The sequence below is a fragment of the Acinetobacter sp. N1-1 genome (assembly GCF_056711485.1).
Window position 1 is genome coordinate 2,292,077 of the sequence record NZ_JBWXUO010000012.1, and the last position, 22,066, is coordinate 2,314,142.

Below are 22,066 nucleotides of genomic sequence, written 5' to 3' on the forward strand. Positions count from 1 at the left end.
ATTTATCTGTTTAGCCTTTGCTCACTGCACATTGATCTATAAATACATAGATCAATGTAGCGGCTAAAATTTATAAGATAACTAGAGAATATAAGAGGCTACTTATTCAGGTAGTTTAAAGTCACTTACTGACTCTCTTAATGACTCTGCCATATTTGCAAGCTCAGAAACAGATCTTGCTGTATCAAAGGTCGCGGAAGTTGTTTGAGCTGAAATCTCTTGTACAACATTCATCGTATCAGCAACTTTAGTTGCAGAAACAGACTGTAGCTGTGCTGCACTAGAAATGTTACCAATTAACTGTGCAAGTGATGTAGATACTGTTTGAATCTCATCTAGGGCAACACCCGCATCTTTCGTTAAGTTCGCACCACGTACAACCTCAGATGTTGTATGTTCCATTGAAATTACAGCTTCATTTGTATCAGCCTGAATGGTACGTACAAGGCCTTCGATCTGTTTTGTTGCAGATGCAGATCTTTCCGCAAGACGCTGAACCTCATCAGCAACAACTGCGAACCCTCGACCAGCCTCACCCGCCATAGATGCCTGAATTGCTGCATTCAATGCCAAAATGTTTGTTTGGTCAGCAATATCATTAATCAGCGAGACAATGTTACCAATTTCTTGTGAAGATTCACCAAGGCGCTTAATACGCTTAGATGTTTCCTGAATCTGTTCACGAATCGTATCCATACCATGCATAGAGCGATTTACGACATCAGCACCACTAGATGCAATTTCAACTGATCGCTTCGCAACCTCAGTAGATTCTGTAGCGTTCGTTGATACCTCACCAATTGAAACTACAATTTCATTAATTGCTTTAGAAGCACCTAAAATTTCATCCGACTGTTGTTTAGATGATTCGGCCAAACCATTGGTTACATTCTGTGTATCTTGGGTATAACGTGCAACTTCCTGTGATGTTGCATGAATACGCGAAACAAGGTCACGTAATTGATCAATCGCAAAGTTAATCGAATCGGCAATAGCCCCTGTAAAGTCTTCCGATACTGTTGCATAACTACGTAAGTCACCATCTGCCAAGTCAGCAATTTCATCAAGTAATCGTAAAATAGCGCCTTGGTTACGATCATATTCATCTTGTAACTCTTGAATACGCTTTTTATCTTCTTCACCACGTAGTTGTACAAGTTTATAAAAAGAAATTAAGAAAACTACAAAACCAAGAATTAATAGAAAACGTGGTAAATATACAGTTAAAACTGATGAAACCGATAAATCATCTAAATTTTGTAATAATGTATCAGAGTCTTGGAAAATAGATACGGATGCTTTTTGAACTGCAGTCACTTTATGTGAGTTATTAAAAACAATCGCTGCACTGGCTTTTACAACTTGATCATATTCTTTTTTAATATCTATTAATCTACTACGTAAATCTGGATCAACAACTTTATCAACCCCAAAGTCTGGATCACCATTAAGTTGAGCATCTAAATATGTGCCAAATGTTTCTGTATTGTCCTTAAATTCATTTGCAGCATCTGTATTTTCAGATTTTGTAATTGCAGAAACATCATGCATTGAACGTAAAATACGTTCAGCAACTATCACTTGATCCTTAGCAACAGCAACTTGGTTTGTTGGCAAATGGCGCTTCACCATATCATCAACAACAGCATTATATTGAGATTGTAGACCAGGAATAATTTGGTCCATTTGAATTGTTGTTGCACGCAACTCATTTAAAATGGTTTTATTGCTTGTAATCATCTCAATTTTTTGAGAAATATCATTCCATTGCTGTGCAATCTTATTCACATCACCAGTAACTTGAGATGAGTTTTGCACTACCTTTAGATTATGATAAAAATCTTCATTACTTTCTTTTAGCTTATTAAATGATGTATCAGCTCCTGAGGAGTTAATATCCGCAACTTGACGAGAAACAACTTGAGATATGAGCTTCAAATCTGAAAGACTTTGCGTAACAGCATTATGCTTTGTTGTACTATAAAAAATAGATAACAAAACAATTAATGTAAAAATAATACTAAAAAAGCTTAACAAAAGAAGAGGCTTAACTTTTTTTTGCGTTCCAAAACTATGACTTAGCCCATCTAAGTATATATTTACTTTCTTAACGGTGCTATTACTACTCACCAGATTTTTAAAGCCCATTGGCTCCCCCTGAAATCACAAATATGTAATAATACAAATGCTAATTTTCTAACTTAGTACTGCATGAACCTGTTTAAAGTCTTTAATCAGTTGGCTAAATAAAAAAACATGCCAATATTTCTGATCATAATTAAAACAGCCAGAACAATATTTCTCTAAAGATTGATTTAAATCTGATGTAGATGAGAAAAAACTTTGCTTATTGAAGTGCTGAATCCCCAATACCTGATCAACCATCAAACCAATATAGTGATCTTGATGCTGTAGGCATAAAAGTTTTTGTTGCCTTACACGTTTTGTTGGCACTTTTAACAAGTATTCTTGTAGATCAATTACTGTAAGTAATTGACCACGAATATTTGCTAACCCCTTTAACCAAGGTTCCCCATTAGGTATTGGCGTTAGGCTAGGACAATAAATAACCTCTGCCACTTCTCCTAAAGGCACAACAAAGGACTGCCCCTGTATTTCAAAGGCAATACCAGACCATCTATTTACACTATCAGCAATAGCTTGCTGATGTTTATCGCCTTGTCTCGCAAGACGTAGTAATTCAAGAAAGCCTCTTGCTGCCATCGCTAACTTTAGGCCTTATACAAGATTTGAGTGAATTGCATCAATCAATTCTTGCTCATTTACAGGCTTAGTTAAATAGTCTTTTGCACCTTGGCGCTTGCCCCATACACGATCAGTTTCTTGGTCTTTTGTACTTACAATAATAACTGGAATATCTTTTGTATGTTCAGAACGTGAAATTTGACGTGTTGCTTGGAACCCGTTTACACCTGGCATCACAACGTCCATTAAAATAAGGTCAGGCTTTTCTGCTGCCGCAGCTGTTACACCATCTGCACCATTATTTGCTTCAATCACTTCAAAACCATATTTAGTAAGAATTTCTCTAAAACGAAATACTTCTGTTGGTGAATCATCAATAATTAAAATACGTTTCATTTGTTCCCCCAAAATAAAATAAACAATATTACTTCACATAAGTTTGAATGGCATTCACTAACTCATCTTTACTAAACGGCTTAGTCAGATATTCATCTGAACCAACAATTTGACCTTTAGCACGATCGAATAAACCATCTTTACTAGATAACATAATAACTGGCGTATCTTTATATTGCTCCGAATTTTTAATCAGAGCACACGTTTGATAACCATCTAAACGCGGCATCATAATATCAATAAAAATAATATCTGGTTTGGTCTCTGTAATTTTTGATAATGCTTCAAAACCATCAACTGCTGTAATTACTTCAAAACCCTCTCGCTGTAACAGAGTTTCGGCTGTACGGCGAATAGTTTTTGAATCATCAATAACCATTACTTTTAGACTACTCATCTTATCCCCTTAAATTCAATGATGCCGTTACTCATCTGGTCAATTGCTTTATTCAGCCAACAACTTTAGGGCTAATTAAGACAATATTAAACATTCATTTAGTTGAATTTTCAATAAATAAATTCATCTATAATGTGTAAGCATATCATTTATAAATTAATATTTTTTGACAACTCAAACTATTTTTACTTATTTTAAAATAACACTTGAGCATTAAAAAGCATTCAGTTGATAATAGCTCCTTTATTGCTCTATTTATTCTTCTTGAGACTGTAATGTACTTAAAACACGTTTTTTCATTAAAAAGTCGTCGTCATTTAAGCAGAACCATTTTGTCTTCTTTTTTTGTTTCATTTTTTTTCTTTAGTTTTAATCAAATGAGCGCTGCGACAACTTGGTATAGATATTATGACCGCCAAGGTGTACCTACTATTAGTACATCTATTTCACCTGAACATATTCGTTATGGCTATGATATTATCAATAACGATCTAGAATCTATTCGCCACATTCCGCCTTTACAAAACACCGAGGCATTAAGACAAAAAAAAGAAAAAGAGGCTGAACAAGAAGCTATAGATAATCGTATGCAACAAATTTATACGCATAGTAATATCGCAGAAAAAAGAAAAAAAAATCTGCTCAGAGGTATTCAAGATCAGATTTCTCTTCAAAGAAAGCAATACGACTCTCTACAAGATTATTTAAGGGACCTTCGTGGTGAAGAGTTTGAATTGTTATATGATAAAAAGAGTGTCCCTAAACATTTAAAAGAGTCTATTGAAGATACAAGCTATAAAATAGCTCTCTCGCAAAAAAAGATTACTGAACTACAAGCACAGTACCAACAAACTGAACAACAATATGACAAGATTATCTCAAGATTAAAAAAACTCGAAGAACACTAGCATGAAGTTATTTACTTCTGTGTCATTTTCTACCACACTGCACGCTTAGACTTTGATGGTTTAACAGTCGCCTTACTTTTAATCAAAGTAAAGTGTGTATTTATTTTTTGGTATTAGGACAACTTCAAATGCGCGCGAGTCGCTTTTTGTTTGCAACACTCAGAGAGAACCCGAGCGATGCTGAAATCATTTCACATCAGCTCATGCTTCGAGCAGGGATGATTCGTAAACTTGCATCAGGACTATACACATGGTTACCCACAGGTAAACGTGTCCTGAATAAAATTGAGAAAATCATTAAAGAAGAAATGGATCGCTCTGGTGCATTAGAAGTATTTATGCCAGTCGTACAGCCTGCGAGCTTATGGCAAGAATCAGGTCGTTTTGAACAATATGGTCCGGAACTAACACGTTTCAAAGATCGTCATCAAAATGACTTTGTTCTTGGACCAACACATGAAGAAGTCATTACAGACTTAGTACGTAACGAGCTAAAAAGCTATAAGCAACTTCCTTTAAACTTTTATCAAGTTCAAACCAAGTTTAGAGATGAAGTTAGACCTCGCTTTGGTGTAATGAGATCTCGTGAATTCATTATGAAAGATGCTTATTCCTTTCATATTAATCAAGCGTCACTACAAGAAACTTATAATTCGATGTATGAAACATACTGTCGTATTTTCACTCGTCTTGGGCTAGATTTTAGACCAGTACAAGCAGATACAGGTTCTATTGGTGGTTCTGCATCACACGAGTTCCATGTATTAGCATCAAGTGGTGAAGATGCTATTGTTTTTTCTACAGAATCAAACTTTGCAGCCAATGTTGAAAAAGCTGAGGCGATTCTAGTTGGGGAAAAACCTGCACCACAACAAAATATAAAAATAGTTGAAACGCCAGCACAAAATACAATTGCTAAAGTTTCTGAATATCTCAAAGTACCTGCTAACCAAACTGTAAAAGCATTACTGGTACAAGGTATAGCAGCTGATGAAAACTCAGATACTCCAGTGGTAGCACTCTTTTTACGTGGTGACCATGAACTCAATACGATTAAAGCTGAGTCACATCCACTTATTGCGACCCCACTCACATTTGCCACTGAAGAGCAATTAAAAGCTCTTGAGTTGCCTGCTGGCTTTATTGGCCCACAAGGTCTAAAAGAAAAAGGCATTACTGTCATTGTAGATAGAGCAGCATCAGTTCTTTCTGACTTTATTGCAGGTGCAAATATTTCTGATAAACATACGATCGGTTTAAACTGGGAAAGAGATGCTCACTTCTCTGAAACATATGACTTGCGTAATGTTGTAGATGGTGACCCATCGCCAGATGGTCAAGGTACATTACAAATTAAACGCGGTATTGAAGTTGGCCATATTTTCCAATTAGGTCAAAAATATTCAGAAGCTTTAAATTGTACGGTTCTTGGCGAAGATGGCAAACCTGCAACGGTATCTATGGGTTGCTATGGTATCGGGGTTACACGCGTATTGGCTGCTGCCATAGAGCAAAACTACGATGATAAAGGTATTATTTGGCCAAAAGCGCTAGCACCTTTTGAAGTTGCCATTGTGCCAATGAATGCACATAAATCACCACGTACTTTAGAAGCTGCGGAAGCACTCTATAAAGAATTACTCGAACTCGGCTATGACGTTTTACTTGATGACCGAAATGAGCGTCCTGGTGTTAAGTTTTCAGATCTTGAATTAACAGGTATTCCTCACCGTATTGTTATTGGTGAAAAGGGCTTGGATGCTGGCACTTTTGAATATAAAGGCCGTAGAGATGAAAGTTCTATAAACCTAAATAAAGATGAACTCTTAGAAAAACTAAAAGTATAATCAGAAAAAACCGCTCAAAATGAGCGGTTTTTTTATGCTTTAGGTAATGTCACACCTGTCTGACCTTGGTATTTACCACCCCGATCTTTATATGATGTTTCACATACCTCATCACTTTCAAAAAAGAGCATCTGCGCAACACCTTCACCCGCATAAATTCGAGCAGGCAAATTTGTTGTATTAGAAAACTCTAAAGTAACATGCCCTTCCCACTCTGGTTCAAGCGGTGTGACATTCACAATGATTCCACAACGCGCATAAGTTGATTTACCCAAGCATACCGTCAATACATTTCGTGGAATACGAAAATACTCTACTGTACGAGCCAAAGCAAACGAGTTCGGTGGAATGATACAAACATCTGATTCAATATTAATAAAACTTTTGTCATCAAAGTTCTTAGGATCCACAATTGCAGAATGAACATTTGTAAAAACCTTAAATTCAGGTGCACAGCGCACATCATAACCATAGCTAGAAACACCATATGAAATGAGTTTTTCACCTTGATCATTAAAACGAACCTGATTTTCTGCATAAGGTTCAATCATGCCATGTTCACGGCTCATTTCCCGAATCCAACGATCAGATTTTATTGCCATATCTATTCCAAATTAAATAATCATATTTCTGCATGTACTTTAACTGAATTTATAGTTAATGGAAATATTGTAGATGTGTTGTTTACATACATTTAAGGACAAATCATTTCACAAAATTATTCAGTAATAGGTTCAATATCGCCTCTCATAGATTAGATGAGATTTATTAGAAACGATGACTTGGCTGTTAAATATGTGTCAAATACATTGTTTAAATACAAATTTATAGGATTTTTTTTTGCAAGAATAAATCATATATTATTATTAATATTTATTGTGGGTAAGCAGTAAAAACTTACCCACAAAACAACCCCTTATTGTGGGTATTTAAATGTGAATGTTTCTGTAAATGGCTTAAACCACTGCGGTAAAGCAGTTGCTTTGTCTACATGACGCTCATAACCTTTTTCATCTGGTGCTGTATATTTAAGTGTCACTTTATATGTTCCCGGCCCACCCATTTTTACACTGTGTGCGTAGTGAGAACCATCTGCCGCAGACATAGGTAACATTTGACCAAATTCTAAAAAGTTACTATCACCGACTTTCTGCACAACATAATCAACACTTAAATAAGGAATCCATGCATCTGCAGGAAAACCCCATTTATTATCAGCTGTTGCATGTACATCTGTTTCAAGATGGATAACATCTTTACCCATATCCATAGACATCGGCATAGGATCAGTTTCAATATCTAAAAGATAAGATGACGCAATTTCCATACCATTTATATGTACAGGCCCACCAACAGGATATTCCTTTGCAAAAGTAGGTCCCGCAATAACTAATGCCCCAATTGCCAATAAACTTTTAATTTGCATTTGTAGCCGCCCTCTTAAATATTTTAGTAAGTGAAATAATGACAAGGAGAGTTATTACCCATGATAATAACTGTATCCCCATCGGAGTTGATGTATAACCAAAAAGTGCGCGCATCACATTACCAAGCCATCCATTATCGGAAAGTACATTTGACGTATCCCAAATGTTGTAACCTAATGCAGGCAGTAGATCGATTGATGCCAAAATACCTGTTGCCTGTGAAACAAGCCCCGCAGCAATAAGAGAAAGTAAAATATTGCTATATAGGAATATTTTACGAATAGAGATAAGAACTAGACCTTTATACATAATCCAAGAAACAATAGCGCCAAGTAATATGCCAAGCAGACCACCAATGACAATACTTTTTACCCCTGTACCCGATGAAACCATAATGCTATAGAGGAACATAACAACCTCTGAACCCTCACGCATTACAGCAACCATGACAATAACGGCTATTGAAAACTTATTACTCTGATTCTTTATAATATCTATGGCTTGGCTAGAGCTTTTCTCTGCAATTTCCTTACCATGCGTCGACATCCATGTAATTTGCCATGTCAGCATAATTGCGGTTAGGGAAAGTAAACACGCATTAAAAACTTCCAAACCACGACCAGATAAAAGATTCTCGATGGTGTTGGTAAATCCTGCGAGAATACAGGCAAAAACTAGCCCTAGAACTATTCCTAAAATAACCTGCCACTTAATATCTATACCTTTACAAGCAGACAAAATGACTGAAATTACAAGTCCTGCTTCAAAAGCTTCTCTAAAAACTATTAACAGTGTCGCAAACATAGAGATACCTCACGGAGTGGCCTGTAGAGTGCCTTTTACACCCGTTGAACTATAGTCATCGAAGAAAGTATATGTACCAACATTCAATGGGCCTGCAAATACAGTAATGGTTCCGCCTGGCGTTGCGATTTTTTCGAACTTCATATCGTAACTTTCAAGCTCTGCAACTTTTTGCGTAGTATTCGTCATTTGAATTAAGAGCTTTTGCCCTTGATGAACAGTGATTTTATTGGGAATAAAACCTTTATCTGTAAGTGTGAGTTTTATATTTTCACGATCAGCCGCACTCACTACCATCGCAATTGAAAAACTACTTACCAATACCGCAATGCTCAGTAACAATCGATTTTTTATCATACTGAAACCATAAAAATAATGATAATTGTTATCAATATAGCATGGGAAGTTGGTTTTGTAAGCGTATTTTTTACATTAAATTATTGATATTTATATATTTTATAAAAAAGTAAGATAATAAAAAAGATAGTCCCACTATAAGCAGGGCTATCTTTTTTAGAATTTTTTTAATTAAGTTTTAAGGCATATCACTGTGTTTGAAATCAAATGCTTGGCGCATAATCGTTGGATCGGGATGACCTGTAATTGGATCATCGGGATAATATGCAACATGCATAACACCTTGCTGATATAAAGACTTAATCGTATCTGCTAACTCCTGTGATGGAATCGGCTTACTGTTCTGCCTCCAATCAACCGCTTGTAATTCAACGACAGATTTGCGAATCCCATTTGGATACTGCTTTAAGCGTTTAACAATATCTGAATAGAATTTAGTTTTATCTTTGGCTTGCTCCATATAAGGCATAGCCATGATAGCTGTGAAGTCATAACGATTTAATGACTGTTCAAGTGATTGAGAATACCATGTCTCTGCATTCGGGTTTAATACAACTTGCGCATACATATTCCGCGCTGTGTGTAATGCAGGTTGATATTGTCTAACTTCTGCTGCTAATTGTAACGCAAAGTTGTCTAAATAGTTTGTTTTAAATGCTGCCCATTTTTGTAGCGTCTTGTCATCTTTGCGTATCGCTTCTAAATCTGTTGGCAATCCTGCTTTTTTATATGCCTGTAACGCTTCAGGACTGGCATCTTCATAATCAGACAATGTCGCATCATCATGGAATAAGATACCGTCAATCGTTGCTGACTTTCCTAAATCTTGATAAATACCTTCAATAACTTTACGTGCAGGTGCTGAAAATGGTGACAAACGAATATAACCCATATTTAAATGGTCACTATGCTTCGGTTGTTGTGTAACTACTAGGTCTTTAGAAACAGGATTAGATTTTGGAAGCTCCCATGCAAGTAGTGGCATCCATGCATATACCCGTTGTACTTGGGTACGTGATGCAATTTGCCAAGCAACTCGGTTAAACAAGTCTTGACGCATTGGAATGTAGCGGTTTGGAAAGTAAACCATATCCGCTGAACCATTGGCATCTGGATCTGAGAACGCTTGTAAGTAAACTGTGTTCACATTCATTTTTTGGATGCGATCGAGTAAAGCACCTAAGTTCTTCTCTTCTTGTTTTTCATCTTTGTCATAGATGTAGTCTAAATCAACATGCATGATTTTTTGTGGACGATAGTTATCCCCAAGATTCTTTTCTCGGCTTTCAATTTCTCGACCTAAATCATCTAAAGTCATGTCATGTTCAACCAAGATGCGGTTTAATGCACCTAGTGACTTTTTCAAATATGCAGGGCCATCATCTAAAGTAATGGTAATTGGCATACCTAGCTGTTTAGCAATACGCACTGTTTCCATGTTGTAACGACCATATGGCCAAACCATTACACGTGGTACAGGAATACCATTGGTTTTAAATGCCTCATTGTTTTTCTTCAGATCATTGTAAATACGTCGATTATATTCACCATCACCTTCATATTTCTTCGTCGTTGCATTATAAATACGTGTGGTTGCAGCCGGTTCAGAGTTCCCTTGTGGGTTACCTATCACACCATGGTGCAAGTCGTAACTGTGGTTCGCAATTTCAACATAACCACTATCACTCATTTCTTTAATTTGTTGCCACGTTAAAATCTTGTTACGGCTAATTTCATCATCACCAAAGTGTACTTCTTGGTTAGCAGGTGTATCTACCCATGAGCCAACAACAGCAAGTACTATAGGTATCTTATTCTCTTTTACAAATGGATAGATATTGCTATAAAAAGATTCATAGCCATCATCAACTGTAAGAAGTACTGGCTTAGCAGGTAGTGTAAGTTTACCAGCATGTGCTTTAATCAGCTCATTCACAGAGATAAAGTGAAAACCGTTTTGCTGTAACCACTTTACTTGTTTTTCAAAGTTCTCAGTACTCACCGCATAAAATGGAATTAATGCATCATTCGCTTGGTTGGTCACTTCATGGTACCCAATCACTGTCAGTGTCGTTGGGCTTATATGGGGTTTCTTAGCTGCATATATAGAAGGTGATAGACCCAGCATAGCTAGACTGACACAGCCTGCAACGACTGAACCTAAAAAACGAGTAAGCATACGGTTTCCATTCATAATTAAGTATTTTATGACTAGGCTATTTAGTTTTTCCAAAAGTCATATTTAGGACGCATAAACACATATTGAAAATGTTATAATATAACGCTTAAATGGTTCTTAAGCCGAATAAATATTCAATATTGGCGTATTTATTTTTCATTTTACTAAACAATCATTTCGATTTAACTAAAAATGACCTTTCAAAAGAAATAGACTTTCTACACTTATTTTAGCGTGATCATTACATAAAATAATCATAAAACTGTCACTTTTTTGCAACAAAAAGGCCTAACCATAGCCACAAATAAAATTGATTTTATAGCAATCTAGAGGAAATATATGGCAGATTTATTAAGTATTGCAAAAATTTAAAGTATTTTATGTAGAACAGCTGTATATATTTTTTTACATATAAACTTGTAAAATAGCAACTCTAGAAAAAATATCTAAATTTATAAATACACTACAATAAAAATATTTATCTCTTTATATATAAAAGAATCAAACAATATAATACTCTTACTACTCTACTCTTCTTTTTTCTTACTCTTCATTATTTTCATGTCTTTTCAACAGAGTTTGAATCGATAGTATAATTAAAATATTTAAAGTGTAAAAATTAAAGATAAGTTACTGTCTTATCTATATTTTAAAGCTTTGTCATATACATCGTTTTGTTACTACATAACTTGTAGGTGAAACGTCCTGTAGTGTTACTGGTACATCTTATCATTATCAAATTACATCTAACTTTATAGAAAAAGCACCTACTCTGATTTCAAGTTAGAACTGATGTCTGCTGAAAAAACAGGAGGGTTTAACTTGGTAAACTATACATACTCATCAGGAGTTTACCATGAGCAAGAAACACAAGACGTATACGGCAGAATTTAAAGCTGAAGCGATCAAAGCAATAGAAGCCAATCAAGGCAATGTATCCCAAACAGCTAGAGAACTCGGCATTTCCATGCAAACCCTTTCGAACTGGAATACAAAGGCAAAGGCAGGGACTTTAGCCGGTACAAAACAGTATTCACCTGATCTAAATGCTTTACTCGAAGAAAATAAAAAACTTAAACAGCAGCTTAAAACAGCCGAAATGGAACGTGAATTTCTAAAAAAGGCAGCAGCGTACTTTGCCAAAGAAAGTCAGTAAGGTACGCCTATATGAAATCGCAAAGACACTTATTTCCTATTATTTTGATGGCTCGCTTACTTCACGTATCAGTTTCATGCTTTTATGATTGGCTAAAACAAGGTGTGAGTAAACAATCAATTCAGCGAAATCAACAAGCAATTTTGGTCAAAATAGCACATGAGGAAACGAAACAGAGCTATGGCTATATTCGTTTAACCAAGCATTTACAGGCTCAGGGCGTAAAAATTAGTGCCTATGCCGTTCGTCAGATAAAAAAGTTAAATCAGCTGTATTGTAAGCGCCACAAGCGTTTCAAAAGAACAACGAACAGTGACCATAACCGAGCGATCTATCCAAATTTGCTTGAACAACAATTCTCAATGATTAAACCAAATCAAGCGTGGTCGAGTGATATTACGTATATATGGACAACTGAAGGCTGGTTGTACTTAGCAGCTGTAAAAGACCTTTACACGAAACAAGTGGTTGGCTACAGCTTAAATGAGCGTATGACAGCCAAGCTTGTTTGTGATGCATTGAATATGGCTATTCGCAATCAAAAACCAACTAAGGACCTCATTGTGCATTCAGACAGAGGCAGCCAATATTGCGGTCATGAATATCGAAACTTACTTGAAAAATGTGGCTTTCAGGGTTCAATGAGCAAGCGTGGCGATTGTTACGATAATGCACCGATTGAAAGCTTCTGGGGCATACTCAAAAACGAATTGGTGCATCATCATAGCTATAAAACGAGGGAAGAAGCCAAAGCGGAGATTACAAAATACATAGAGTTATTTTATAATCAACGAAGAATTCAAAAAGGTTTGGATTTTAAGACACCAAATCAAATGGCAGAGGACTTTTGCAAGTTGGCTGCCTAAAATCTCCCAAGTGAAAGTCTCCTGATAATTCAGCACACATCAAACCTACAGGCTTGCTATTAAACCATTGGTATAAAAATATTGGCTTACCATACCTTTGACTGTTTAACCTATAGAAGTGCTATCGTCATTCAGCATTGGTACTTAAAATAAATAATATAATTTTTTTATAACACATTTCATCAAACACTTTGAAAAACGTCTACTTATTAACCACAAGTAACACAAACAAGATGAATAACCCTCATCTATCCATGATAATTCCTTCAGTTCCTTTTATACTTGAAGCTGTCATTTTCATGACAAAACTTACGCTTATCTTCTCCTTATAAAATTAACTTTTTCACTAAACCATTATTTGGTGAAGAAATATTAGGTGCCAGTATGGAAATTAAGGTCAATTTTCTCGACAATCTTCGACTTGAAGCCAAATTTGATGACTTTACAGTTGTTGCCGATCAACCCATCCGTTACAAGGGAGATGGTTCAGCGCCGGGACCTTTCGACTACTTTCTTGCATCTTCTGCTTTATGCGCTGCCTACTTTGTAAAGCTTTATTGTCAAACTCGAGATATTCCCACTGAAAATATTCGCCTCTCACAAAATAATATTGTAGATCCTGAAAACCGCTATCAGCAGATCTTTAAAATTCAAGTTGAATTACCTGCAGATATCTCAGCAAAAGACCGTCAGGGTATTCTAAGATCGATTGATCGTTGCACAGTAAAACGTGTTGTTCAAAATGGTCCTGAGTTTATTATTGAAGAAGTAGATAACTTAGATGCAGATGCTCAAGCACTACTAATTCCAAGTACAGACAATAACAATGGGACATATATTTTAGGTAAAGACCTACCCTTAGAAAAAACCATTGCAAACATGTCAGGTATTTTGGAAAACCTCGGCATGAAAATTGAAATTGCATCATGGCGTAATATTGTACCAAATGTATGGTCATTACACATTCGAGATGCTCATTCATCGATGTGTTTTACCAATGGTAAAGGTGCAACAAAAGAAAGTGCGCTTGCTTCTGCTCTTGGTGAATTTATTGAACGTCTAAACTGTAACTTCTTTTATAATGATCAATTTTGGGGTGAGGATATTGCTAATGCAGAATTTGTACACTATCCAAATGAACACTGGTTTAAACCAGGGCATGATGATGAACTACCTGAAGAAATTTTAGATGCACACTGCTTAAATATTTATAACCCTGAGGGTGAACTTCGCGGCTCACATCTATACGATACAAACTCAGGAAATACGGCGCGTGGCATATGTTCATTACCTTATACGCGTCTGTCTGACGGTAAAACCGTTTACTTTCCATCAAATCTAATTGAAAACTTATTCTTAAGTAATGGAATGAGTGCAGGAAATTCATTAGCAGAAGCACAAGTACAATGCCTATCTGAAATTTTTGAACGTGCAGTTAAACGTGAAATTTTAGAGAAAGAAATTAGTTTACCTGATGTTCCTGAGCATGTTCTAGCGAAATACCCAAGCATTCAAGCAGGTATAAAAGCTTTAGAAGAGCAAGGTTTCCCTATACTCGTTAAAGATGCATCTTTAGGCGGTCAATTCCCAGTGATGTGTGTCACGCTTATGAACCCACGTACAGGTGGTGTTTTTGCATCTTTTGGCGCACATCCAAGTTTAGAAGTTGCTATAGAGCGTAGTCTCACAGAGTTACTACAAGGTCGTAGCTTTGAAGGTTTAAATGACTTACCACAGCCAACCTTTAGAAGCCATGCTGTCACCGAGCCAAATAATTTTGTAGAACACTTCATCGACTCAAGCGGTGTAGTTTCTTGGCGTTTCTTTAGCTCAAAATCTGATTTTGATTTTGTCGAATGGGATTTCTCAAACCAAGGTGAGGCATCGAATGTAGAAGAAGCCGAAAAGCTATTTGCGATTTTAAAAGATCTTGGCAAAGAAGTGTACATGGCTGTTTATGATGATTTAGGTGCAATTGCTTGCCGTATTTTAGTACCTGGCTACTCTGAGGTATATTTAGTAGAGGATCTCATTTGGGATAACACCAACCAAGCCTTAGCATTCCGCTCAGATATTCTAAACTTACACCGTTTAGATAACGAACAGCTTGAAGCGCTGGTTGAGCGCCTTGAGGAAAGTGAACTTGATGACTATATCGACATTACAACCCTTATTGGTATTGAGTTTGATGACAACACGGTTTGGGGTCAGCTTACTATTTTAGAACTCAAACTACTTATTTATGTTGCACTACAAGATTTTGAAACTGCAAAAGACTTAGTAGAAGCATTTCTACAGTACAACACTAACACAGTAGACCGTGGTCTATTCTACCAAGCACTCAACGTTGTTTTAGAAGTCACATTAAATGAGGAATTAGAACTCGGCAACTACGAAACAAACTTTCGTAAAATGTTTGGTGACGAAAAAATGGATGCTGCTCTTGGCTCTATCACAGGTGACGTTCGTTTCTATGGTTTAACACCAACGAGTATGAAACTTGAAGGTCTAGATCGTCACCTCCGCCTAATTGATAGCTATAAGAAGCTTCATGAAGCACGTGCAAAAGCAGCTAAAGAACCTAATATGTTCTTATAATTTTTCTCTTATGAAGCCACTCAAACAGTCAGTGGCTTCATAAACCGACTCTCTACACGAACTATAAAAACGATATAATACCTCTAAGATTTAAATTTTAATTGAGATCGCTTTAATGCGTCGTATTACGCAACACTCACACTTTCCCGAACTTACACTTATCTTTATTACCTTTATTTGGGGTGGTACATTTTTAACCGTACAGTATGCGCTTACCCTAAGTAGCCCAATGTTTTTTGTTGGCTGCCGTTTTGCAGCTGCTTCAGTTGTTATTTGTCTCATCTCATGGAAAACATTAAAAGAAGTGACATGGCTCGACTTTCTTGCAGGCGCGTGTATTGGACTAATGATGGCTGTTGGATATGGTGCACAAACTCTAGGTTTACAGACGATTCTCAGTACAGAGTCTGCCTTTCTAACCGCGATTTATGTTCCTATGGTGCCTTTACTTCAGTGGATCATCTTTAAAAAAGCACCAAGATTTATGACATGGGTTGGTATTATATGTGCTTTTATGGGTTTGGTTTTACTTACAGGAAACCACTCTCTAAATATCTCACTTAATAAAGGGCAATTACTTACTTTATTTGGTGCAGTTGCAACTGCATTTGAAATTATTTTTATTGGATTATTTGCAAATAAAGTCAATCCACGACGGGTAACAATTATTCAACTTATTTTCACCTCATTGGCTGCCTTTATAAGCATGCCACTTGTAGGAGAACACCATTTACCTAATTTTTCATGGACACTACTTTTAATTATTATCTGCATTGGTTTAGCAAGTGCAATTATTCAATTTACAATGAACTGGGCACAACAATTTGTATACCCCGCTCGTGCAACCGTTATTTATGCAGGTGAACCTGTTTGGGCAGGGCTTATTGGACGCATTGCAGGAGAAAGACTGTCTGAGTACGCAATTTTTGGAAGCATCCTAGTTATCTTAGGTGTACTACTCAGTGAATTACACCCCTCCTTCTTTAAAAGAAAAAAGAGCAAGCACACACAAAACGAATCATAAAATATCTATAATTTGATTGAAACTTTGCACTCTATATTTAGGCGAGGCATCATCTAACTCTTTTGCTGTACCATAACCATAATCTACTGCAATAGTCTCTATTTGATGGTGTCTTGCACCCAAAATATCATATTGACGATCACCCACCATTATACATTTACATGCATCAAGATTTTCTTCTTGTAATATATAAGCAATCAGGTCTGCTTTATTGGTACGGTCGCCATTTAACTCACTACCATACGCATATTTAAAATATTCCAACAATTCAAAGTGTGCCAAAATACGCTGTGCATATATTTGTGGTTTTGCGGTTGCCAAATAAAGTACATAGCCTTTATTTTTGAGTATGTTTAATGTTTCCTTTACTTTAGGATAAACTTGATTTTCAAATAATCCTATATCTGCAAAACGCTCTCTATAAAAAATAAGTGCTTGTTCTGCATCTTCTTTTTTACCCATAACATCTAATAAAATTTCAAATGAATGCTTCAAGGGTGGTCCAATCGTCCAATCTAAATCAGTATTTTTAGCTAATGGAACACCCAGCTTATTCATTGCATGATGAATACACGCATGAATTCCTTGCTTAGGGTCTGTCAGTGTTCCATCTAAATCCAACAATATATACTTGACCTGATTCATGCCTCACCTTTTACTCTCTTAAAAGAACTCAGAAGTTTTTTTTAACTTATCCTATACTAGCCATAAGTGTAACAAATAAGGAGATCTCTACGTGCGTTCTACAGTACTTTGTTTTTCAGGTTTAGACCCTTCAGGCGGTGCAGGACTACAAGCAGATATTGAAGCCATTGGGCAAAGTGGCGCACATGCAGCCATTGCCTGTACAGCGCTTACTATTCAAAACTCTCAACAGGTATTTGGCTTTGAAGCAACACCTAAAGAATTACTCCTTGCACAAGCTAATGCAGTTGTTAAAGACTTACCCATTCGTTGTGTAAAGTCAGGAATGTTAGGTACAACAGATAACATCTTTGCACTTGCACATTTTTTGAATGAGCATCCCAATTATTTATATGTACTTGACCCTGTTTTAGTTGCCAATAGTGGTGGCTCACTAGGTGATCAAGCAACTCTCGTACAAGCGTTTAAATCACTGATTCCACTTGCAACTATTATTACCCCCAACACAGTCGAACTTAGAGCCCTTACAGGCTTAGATGACATCCATGAAGCAGCACAGGCACTATTTAAAATGGGTGCGCAAGCTGTGCTTGTAAAAGGCGGGCATGAAGATACCCCTGACCATATTTTAAATACGCTCTACATTCATGGCGAGGTTATCTCTGAAACACGTTGCCCTCGATTAGAGGGTGAGTTTCATGGTTCAGGTTGCTCTTTAGCAAGCTTTATTGCAGGTCGCTTAGCTCAGGGAGATCATATCAAACAGGCTGTTCATCATGCAGAAACATGGTTATTTGGTGTGCTTAAAAATGCTGAAACGCCCGTAGCTAATGGACAAAAAATACCAAAACGCTTCTAAATAAAAATGAAGCATAATTTACTTATGCTTCATTTGCCTTGATGCGCACTTTTCAAGTTACTCACATGCAATTTATCGGTTTTTCTACTACGCTCTAAACTATGTTCTTCAATTAAATATTGTGCTTTTCTCATAGCAACTTGCGATAAGACAGGTGCATCAAACTGTTTAATATAACTCACCCAAGCCTTGCCATGTAAAACATTTTCAGGCATTTCTGTCTTAAACTCACACTCTCCAACAAATACCACAACTGAATAGATATGACTTAAATCAAAAGACATTTGGCTTTCTAACAATTCACCCAAAACTTTGGTATGTTTATAATTTTGATGCAATGGGTTTTGAAAACGATGTTTACTTTTAGGAAAAGATTGTGTCCATTGTTTCTGGAATTTATCACCAAAAATCCACCCTTTATAGTTCTTTGTTTCAAGGACAAAAATACCATAAGGACTTAATAAAATATGATCAATTTGGGTTGTTCCACCATTACTCGTTGGCAATGTACAATTATTAATAAGTACGTATTTATCGTTATCTAAATACCTTTTATAATGTAAATGAACAATACTTTCGCCTACTTTTCCCTTAAATTTGGGAGAAGAAATAACCCCTAAAACAACAAAGACAAGAACAGCAATAAATAAATAAAACAACACGGAATAAATTAACTCAAAATTTTCAGTGATTTATTATACATCAATTCTAATGTTTTCAATTTCGAATAAATCTTTTTTACGGTTTAAGCCACCCGCAAATCCCGTAAGTTTACCATTTTTACCAATCACACGATGGCAAGGAATAACAATCGAAAGTGGATTTTTGCCAATAGTTCCACCAATTGCACGAACTGCCAAAGGATTATTCAAATAAGATGCAACATCCGAATAACTCCATGTTGTTGCAAAAGGTATATTCATAAGTGCACGCCATACAGCCTGTTGAAATGGTGTTCCACCTAAAAAATCTAATGGTATATCAAAAACTTGGCGATTTTTATCAAAATACTCGTTAAGTTGACATCGTGCTAAGCTTAATATGGGATGATTATCTTGAACAGTGAATTGTTTCTTTGCAAACATGCTAATATTAGCATCTGGCCAACATACTGCAACCAAAGCACAATCATGTGCAATTAGTCTAAGTTTACCTAAAGGGCTATCCATGCCCATTTCAAATAAATCCATTTGCCTTTCATCCTAAATTGTATGGTCGCTCAAGAACGACCATACTTAATAAAAAGTTAAAACTTAAATGTTAGCCCCGCACCATAGTAAAAGCTTTCTTCAGCCTCTGTATAGCTTTGCCAAGCTATTTGCTTCAAACCTTTATCATATTTATATGCTAAATCGATAAAAGGCATTACATTTTTTGTAATTTCATAGCGTGTTTGAATACCAGTAGTAAGTTCAGATAAACCAGTTTTCTGCGCAGTTCTTGCTTTATCGCTCACGACTACAGTCGCATTAATATACGGTTGAGTAATCAATTTTTGTGTAAGTAAAAAATCACGGCTACTATTTAAAGACAATGCAACATAATTATCTTGACCAACATACAAATAAGCTTCAGTTTCAAAGAAATAAGGTGCTAGTCCATGTAAGCCAACAACGCCATCGACAACACTTTTATTCTCACGTTTATTAAGATCATTTCTATATCTTGCACCAATTTGAGCATCCCAAAAAGTTGCAACATTACGGCTATATAAAGCAGAGATTTGATAAGCATGACGCTCTGACTCATCCTTATTCATCTCAGCTTCAATGACAAGTTTATTTTCATCAGTACCAACCCAAGTTTTTAGCCCCGCATTGAGTTGCCCTTCTCCACGGCGATTCATAAGCCACTCACTATCAACCGTTGTCGCCTGATATATCGCTCCACCATGTTGATGATCCATCATTTCCATATCACCCGCCCATGTTTGCATTGCAGACAAGACAAGACTCACGACAGTTAACAATTGAAATGCTTTAATGATGTGCATGGTGATCTCCCATTGGCATAGACATCCTGTCAGACATGTCCATATCTGCATGGTGTTGATGCTGTTCTTTTTGTACAGGATTTACAGGAGGCTCTATCACTTGTGATGGTGATGATTTGTCAGGCGTAGCCACAATAAATGTATTCATCATGCCTGCGGCCATGTGATACAACAAGTGACAATGTAATGCCCATTCACCTGCTTCATCTGCTGTAAGCAACACACTCACTGTTTTTCCAGGAGGAACTATCACTGTATGTTTACTTGGCATATTTTGCATTGCTTGACCATTTTCAAGCTGGAAAAACATACCATGTAAATGCATAGGGTGCGCCATCATTGTATGGTTAACAAAAGTTAGACGAACACGCTCCCCATATTTCACTTTAAATGGCGTCGCTTGGCTATATTTCTTACCATTAATTTCCCAAATATAACGCTCCATATTGCCATCTAAATTCATGACAATGGTCTTATCAGCAGGTCGTTGATCTTTTTGAGGCATTAAAGATTGTAAATCTTGATACTGTAACATCTTCAAACCTTTAGGTGTAGAAGCATTGTCCCAACCATCCACAGAGTCATATTTGACCATATCCGATGAAGTTTTTTCTGGCATACTCATGCTTTGCATCTCATGACCCGACATATTCATATGACTCATGTGCATCTGATGCTCTGACATATCCATTTGCCCCATAGTATCATTTGGCATATCCATACCTTTCATACAGTGCTTAGACATATCCATGTTATTTTTTGAGTGATTCATGCCTGCCATTTCATCATGTGACATACCCATATCTTGCATATTCAATAATGCTCGTGGTCTATGCTTTGGCATCACAAAATCGGCACGCTTCGATGCCTTATTATGTAAATTTCCAATTGCAAAACCTGTTCGATCAATCGATTCTGCTTGAATTTGATAATTGTCTTCCTTTGGTTCAACAATCACATCATACGTTTCACCCGCACCGAAACGAAACTCATCTACACTTACAGGTTTTACAGGCTGTCCATCTGCACTCACAACCGTCATTTTTAAGTTTGGAATTCGCACATCAAAAAAAGACATTGCTGAAGCATTAATAAAACGTAAGCGAATACGATTCCCTTGTTCAAATAACCCTGTCCAGTTTTGCTGAGGTGTCTCGCCATTCATTAAAAATGTATAACCTGTTACATCACTCAAATCTGTTTTGAGCATACGCATTTGGTTCCACATTTTACGGTCTTGCCAAGTCTCTTTAATGCCTTGTTGCTGTACCTGATGAAGTACATCTGTCATTGTTTCACGCTGATTTTGATAATAATCGGGCGATTTTTTAAGATTCTTCATAATCGTTTTACTTGAAGATGTATGGAAATCTGACAGCATCACCACATAATCTTGTTGTACTTTTTCAGTTGTCGTTAAAGGTTTATTGTCCTTTGGATAGACTACAAAAGCACCATACAAACCATCTTGTTCTTGCCCTTCACTGTGCGCATGGTACCAATATGTGCCACTTTGGCGCAGTTTAAAACGATATGTAAAATCCCCATTTGGCTGAATTTCTTTAAAACCACCTAACCCTGGTACACCATCCATATCATTAGGCAATAAAATCCCATGCCAATGCACAGAGGTTGGCTTACTCTTTAAAGAATTATGTACATGAATTACTGCCTCATCACCTTCTGTAAAGGTTAAATTAGGCGCAGGCAACTCACCATTGACAGTAATTTTAGGGACAGATTTACCTGTAAGATTGACAGTTTTTTCATTAATATCTAAATGATATTCTTTAATTGCCGCAACACAAAACTGTGACAGCACACTACAGAAACCTATAATAAATAGGCGAAATAATTGATGCAACATAAATATAACCTTTTAATAAAAATAGAGATTTATAAAA

20 protein-coding genes are annotated in these 22,066 nt (G+C 36.5%); 6 read left to right on the top strand and 14 right to left on the bottom strand.

Features of this window, described 5'->3' with window-relative positions; all coding sequences use genetic code 11:
• Nucleotides 1-102 precede the first annotated feature (102 nt).
• From AC1MPL_RS11420 to pilG, 4 genes are read right to left on the bottom strand one after another with little or no spacing between them, the layout of a single operon-like run.
• The gene (locus AC1MPL_RS11420) at nucleotides 103-2,148 is read right to left on the bottom strand and encodes a methyl-accepting chemotaxis protein (RefSeq protein ID WP_479766065.1); all 2,046 of its coding nucleotides are present in this window, start codon (nucleotides 2,146-2,148) and stop codon (nucleotides 103-105) included.
• Between the two features lie 48 nt (nucleotides 2,149-2,196).
• Nucleotides 2,197-2,724: a chemotaxis protein CheW gene (locus AC1MPL_RS11425; protein WP_479766067.1), complete on the bottom strand. Its 528-nt coding sequence runs from the start codon at nucleotides 2,722-2,724 to the stop codon at nucleotides 2,197-2,199.
• A gap of 15 nt (nucleotides 2,725-2,739) precedes the next feature.
• Nucleotides 2,740-3,102, bottom strand: coding sequence for a response regulator (locus tag AC1MPL_RS11430; protein ID WP_479766068.1), 363 nt, complete (start codon nucleotides 3,100-3,102; stop codon nucleotides 2,740-2,742).
• A 28-nt stretch (nucleotides 3,103-3,130) separates the two neighbouring features.
• Entirely contained in the window at nucleotides 3,131-3,499 is a 369-nt protein-coding gene (gene pilG, locus AC1MPL_RS11435) for a twitching motility response regulator PilG (RefSeq protein WP_479766070.1), read from the bottom strand.
• A 377-nt stretch (nucleotides 3,500-3,876) separates the two neighbouring features.
• Between pilG and AC1MPL_RS11440 the strand changes: the two genes are divergently transcribed.
• The gene (locus AC1MPL_RS11440) at nucleotides 3,877-4,407 is read left to right on the top strand and encodes a hypothetical protein (protein WP_479766072.1); all 531 of its coding nucleotides are present in this window, start codon (nucleotides 3,877-3,879) and stop codon (nucleotides 4,405-4,407) included.
• 128 nt (nucleotides 4,408-4,535) lie between these two features.
• Nucleotides 4,536-6,254, top strand: coding sequence for a proline--tRNA ligase (locus AC1MPL_RS11445; RefSeq protein WP_479766073.1), 1,719 nt, complete (start codon nucleotides 4,536-4,538; stop codon nucleotides 6,252-6,254).
• Between the two features lie 32 nt (nucleotides 6,255-6,286).
• On the opposite strand, the gene dcd is transcribed toward AC1MPL_RS11445, so the two are convergent.
• The 5 genes from dcd to pgaB form a co-directional block, all read right to left on the bottom strand.
• On the bottom strand, nucleotides 6,287-6,856 hold the full coding sequence (gene dcd / locus AC1MPL_RS11450) for a dCTP deaminase (RefSeq protein ID WP_023273668.1): 570 nt from the start codon (nucleotides 6,854-6,856) through the stop codon (nucleotides 6,287-6,289).
• 314 nt (nucleotides 6,857-7,170) lie between these two features.
• Nucleotides 7,171-7,680 carry an iron transporter gene (locus AC1MPL_RS11455; protein WP_479766075.1) on the bottom strand — a complete coding sequence of 170 codons (510 nt, stop codon included), beginning with the start codon at nucleotides 7,678-7,680 and terminating at the stop codon, nucleotides 7,171-7,173.
• Nucleotides 7,670-8,485: an FTR1 family iron permease gene (locus tag AC1MPL_RS11460; RefSeq protein WP_479766077.1), complete on the bottom strand. Its 816-nt coding sequence runs from the start codon at nucleotides 8,483-8,485 to the stop codon at nucleotides 7,670-7,672. Before AC1MPL_RS11460 ends, AC1MPL_RS11455 begins: the two co-directional genes overlap by 11 nt.
• A 9-nt stretch (nucleotides 8,486-8,494) precedes the next feature.
• Entirely contained in the window at nucleotides 8,495-8,842 is a 348-nt protein-coding gene (locus tag AC1MPL_RS11465; protein WP_479766079.1) for a cupredoxin domain-containing protein, read from the bottom strand.
• A gap of 178 nt (nucleotides 8,843-9,020) precedes the next feature.
• On the bottom strand, nucleotides 9,021-11,021 hold the full coding sequence (pgaB, locus tag AC1MPL_RS11470; RefSeq protein ID WP_479766081.1) for a poly-beta-1,6-N-acetyl-D-glucosamine N-deacetylase PgaB: 2,001 nt from the start codon (nucleotides 11,019-11,021) through the stop codon (nucleotides 9,021-9,023).
• Between the two features lie 856 nt (nucleotides 11,022-11,877).
• Between pgaB and AC1MPL_RS11475 the strand changes: the two genes are divergently transcribed.
• The 3 genes from AC1MPL_RS11475 (at nucleotide 11,878) to AC1MPL_RS11485 (ending at nucleotide 16,665) form a co-directional block, all read left to right on the top strand.
• A protein-coding gene (locus tag AC1MPL_RS11475) for an IS3 family transposase (RefSeq protein ID WP_479764079.1) occupies nucleotides 11,878-13,043 on the top strand; the annotation gives its coding sequence in 2 pieces (ribosomal slippage) (nucleotides 11,878-12,136 and nucleotides 12,136-13,043; 1,167 coding nt in all).
• Nucleotides 13,044-13,427: 384 nt separating this feature from the next.
• Nucleotides 13,428-15,641 carry an OsmC domain/YcaO domain-containing protein gene (locus AC1MPL_RS11480; protein ID WP_479766083.1) on the top strand — a complete coding sequence of 738 codons (2,214 nt, stop codon included), beginning with the start codon at nucleotides 13,428-13,430 and terminating at the stop codon, nucleotides 15,639-15,641.
• 115 nt (nucleotides 15,642-15,756) lie between these two features.
• On the top strand, nucleotides 15,757-16,665 hold the full coding sequence (locus AC1MPL_RS11485; protein ID WP_479766084.1) for a DMT family transporter: 909 nt from the start codon (nucleotides 15,757-15,759) through the stop codon (nucleotides 16,663-16,665).
• On the opposite strand, the gene AC1MPL_RS11490 is transcribed toward AC1MPL_RS11485, so the two are convergent.
• Nucleotides 16,660-17,310 (bottom strand): HAD-IA family hydrolase, encoded by a 651-nt coding sequence (locus AC1MPL_RS11490; protein ID WP_479766086.1) that lies wholly within the window; start codon nucleotides 17,308-17,310, stop codon nucleotides 16,660-16,662. The two genes, AC1MPL_RS11485 and AC1MPL_RS11490, sit on opposite strands and share 6 nt — an antisense overlap.
• A gap of 91 nt (nucleotides 17,311-17,401) precedes the next feature.
• Between AC1MPL_RS11490 and AC1MPL_RS11495 the strand changes: the two genes are divergently transcribed.
• Nucleotides 17,402-18,169: a hydroxymethylpyrimidine/phosphomethylpyrimidine kinase gene (locus AC1MPL_RS11495; protein WP_479766087.1), complete on the top strand. Its 768-nt coding sequence runs from the start codon at nucleotides 17,402-17,404 to the stop codon at nucleotides 18,167-18,169.
• Between the two features lie 29 nt (nucleotides 18,170-18,198).
• Here AC1MPL_RS11495 and AC1MPL_RS11500 read toward each other — a convergent pair whose 3' ends face one another.
• The 4 genes from AC1MPL_RS11500 to AC1MPL_RS11515 are packed head-to-tail and all read right to left on the bottom strand — an operon-like array spanning nucleotide 18,199 to nucleotide 22,029.
• Nucleotides 18,199-18,831, bottom strand: coding sequence for a nuclease-related domain-containing protein (locus AC1MPL_RS11500; RefSeq protein ID WP_479766089.1), 633 nt, complete (start codon nucleotides 18,829-18,831; stop codon nucleotides 18,199-18,201).
• 33 nt (nucleotides 18,832-18,864) lie between these two features.
• Complete coding sequence (locus AC1MPL_RS11505; RefSeq protein WP_479766090.1) at nucleotides 18,865-19,359, bottom strand: methylated-DNA--[protein]-cysteine S-methyltransferase; 495 nt, start codon at nucleotides 19,357-19,359, stop codon at nucleotides 18,865-18,867.
• 56 nt (nucleotides 19,360-19,415) lie between these two features.
• A complete protein-coding gene (locus tag AC1MPL_RS11510; RefSeq protein WP_479766091.1) occupies nucleotides 19,416-20,162 on the bottom strand; it encodes a copper resistance protein B in 747 nt (248 codons plus the stop codon).
• Nucleotides 20,149-22,029 carry a copper resistance system multicopper oxidase gene (locus tag AC1MPL_RS11515; RefSeq protein ID WP_479766092.1) on the bottom strand — a complete coding sequence of 627 codons (1,881 nt, stop codon included), beginning with the start codon at nucleotides 22,027-22,029 and terminating at the stop codon, nucleotides 20,149-20,151. Before AC1MPL_RS11515 ends, AC1MPL_RS11510 begins: the two co-directional genes overlap by 14 nt.
• Nucleotides 22,030-22,066 lie beyond the last annotated feature (37 nt).